The sequence below is a fragment of the Streptomyces sp. NPDC057654 genome (genome assembly GCF_042800135.1).
GTDB lineage: Bacteria > Actinomycetota > Actinomycetes > Streptomycetales > Streptomycetaceae > Streptomyces.
The window spans coordinates 1-2351 of sequence record NZ_JBHVHQ010001110.1; the positions used below are offsets into that span (position 1 = coordinate 1).

At 70.6% G+C, this 2351-nt stretch carries 2 protein-coding genes; both read right to left on the reverse strand.

The window, feature by feature from the left end:
- Nucleotides 1-89: 89 nt before the first annotated feature.
- Nucleotides 90-746, reverse strand: coding sequence for a PT domain-containing protein (locus tag ACFU99_RS41020; RefSeq protein WP_384403106.1), 657 nt, complete (start codon nt 744-746; stop codon nt 90-92).
- A gap of 334 nt (nt 747-1080) precedes the next feature.
- Entirely contained in the window at nt 1081-2187 is a 1107-nt protein-coding gene (gene prfB, locus ACFU99_RS41025; RefSeq protein ID WP_384403109.1) for a peptide chain release factor 2, read from the reverse strand.
- Between the last annotated feature and the right edge of the window lie 164 nt (nt 2188-2351).

The window sequence follows — 2351 nt, forward strand, 5'->3', positions numbered from 1 at the left end:
CCCGGATCCCCCCAGCCCCCGTACGGGCGGGAGAGCGCCGGATCCGGCCGGGCGAGCGGGCGCCTCGCGGCTGCCGCACCCGCCAGGGTTCAGGCAGCGGTGTTGCGGTTGCCGACCAGGCGCGGCATGACGCGGAAGCCGATGCCGCCGGCGATCATCGTGGCGGCGCCGACCAGCAGGAAGGTGGTCTGACCGGCACCGGTCTCGGCCAGCTCTTCCTTGGCCTTGGACTGCGCGACCGGCTTGGAGCCGGCGCTGTCCGGGTTGGTGTTGTCGACGCAGTTCGCGCTGTCGATGTCGACCGGGCAGGTCGTGGCGTTGCCGCCGCCGGCCTGGCTGCCGTGGTCCCCGCCCTGACCGCTGTGGTCACCGCCGCCGGGGGTGGTGGGGCGGTCGGAGGGGCCGGTCGTCGGCTGCCCGGTGGGCTGGTGCGTGGGCTGACCGGTCGGCTGACCCGTGGGGTCGCCGGTCGGCTCGTGGGTGGGCTCGCCCGTCGGGTCACCCGTGGGGATCGTGGTCGGGCCGTCCGTCGGGTCCTTCGACGGGTCGCCGGTCGGGTCGTCGTCACCGATGCCGAGCCCGGTGTGGACGCCCTCGTCGCTCGCGTCGGCGTGGATGCCGACACCGCCGATGTTGACGTCGACGCCGGCGGCCGAGGCGGCGCCCGCGGCGGTCAGGGAAGCGCCGGCGGCAATCACCGCGCCGGCGGCTATCCGTGCAACGCGCAGCCGCGTCTTCTTGGTCATCTGCCTGCTACCCCCAGTAGCCGATCTCGTATGTGGAGCAGCTATGCACGGGGCCGCGGCGGTATCGGGGTCGCGCTCAGCGGAACCGGTCTCGCCGGTCTGCCCGCTTCCCCCCGTTCACACGCGCCCCAGTGATACGCATGCCGCGCGCCAGCTTGTCCAGTTTTAAGGGCAACGTCAAGGGAGTTACGGGCGAGATGTCCGGAATATCGCAACTTGAGCGGCACATGGACACAGAGCTGTGACCCCGTCACATCCGGAATCCGTCACATACGGAGCGGCGGGCACCCGGCCCGCCGCACCTGCCGCGCCTGCTGGGCCTACCTCAACAGGCTTACTTCTCCTGCTGCTTGCGCCAGCGGATACCGGCCTCCAGGAAGCCGTCGATGTCGCCGTCGAGCACGGAGGACGGGTTGCCGACCTCGAACTCCGTCCGCAGGTCCTTGACCATCTGGTACGGGTGCAGGACGTACGAACGCATCTGGTTGCCCCAGGAGTTGCCGCCGTCGCCCTTGAGCGCGTTCATCTTCTCCTGCTCCTCCTGGCGGCGGCGCTCAAGGAGCTTGGCCTGGAGGACGTTCATCGCGGTCGCCTTGTTCTGGATCTGCGAGCGCTCGTTCTGGCAGGAGACGACGATGCCGGTCGGAATGTGCGTCAGGCGCACCGCCGAGTCGGTGGTGTTGACGCCCTGGCCGCCGGGCCCGGAGGAGCGGTAGACGTCCACGCGCAGCTCGGACTCGTCGATCTCGATGTGGTCGGTCTGCTCGACCACCGGCAGCACCTCGACGCCCGCGAAGGACGTCTGACGGCGGCCCTGGTTGTCGAACGGCGAGATCCGCACCAGCCGGTGGGTGCCCTGCTCCACGGAGAGCGTCCCGTACGCGTACGGCACCTGGACGGCGAAGGTGGTCGACTTGATGCCGGCCTCTTCCGCGTACGACGTCTCGTAGATCTCGGTCTTGTAGCCGTGCCGCTCGGCCCAGCGCAGGTACATGCGCTGGAGCTGCTCGGCGAAGTCGGCGGCGTCGACGCCGCCCGCCTCCGCGCGGATGTTGACGACCGCCTCACGGGAGTCGTACTCGCCCGAGAGGAGCGTACGGACCTCCATCTCGTCGAGCGCCTTGCGCACGGCGCCCAGCTCCGTCTCGGCCTCGGCCAGCGTGTCCGCGTCGTCCTCGGCCTCGGCGAGCTCGAACAGCACCCCGAGGTCGTCGATACGGCTCCGCAGCGCCTCCGCCTTGCGGAGCTCCGCCTGGAGGTGGGACAGCTTGCTGGTGATCTTCTGCGCCGCCTCCGGGTCGTCCCACAGGGACGGCGCCGCCGCCTGCTCTTCGAGCACGGCGATGTCGGCCCTCATCGTGTCGAGGTCCAGGACGGCCTCGATCGACCCCATGGTCGAGGAGAGGGACTTCAGCTCTTCGGATACATCGACGACTGCCACGCCACCAGCCTAACGGCTATACGGACCCGCGTTGCCGCACGCCCGTGCAACCCTCGGACAGCCCTTGGGAACACCGGGATTCCGGGCCCGCGGCCTGTGGATAACTCCGCCGGGACCGCCCGGCGCCAGGCGGCAGGCGGCAGGCGGCGGCTACGGGGTGGGGG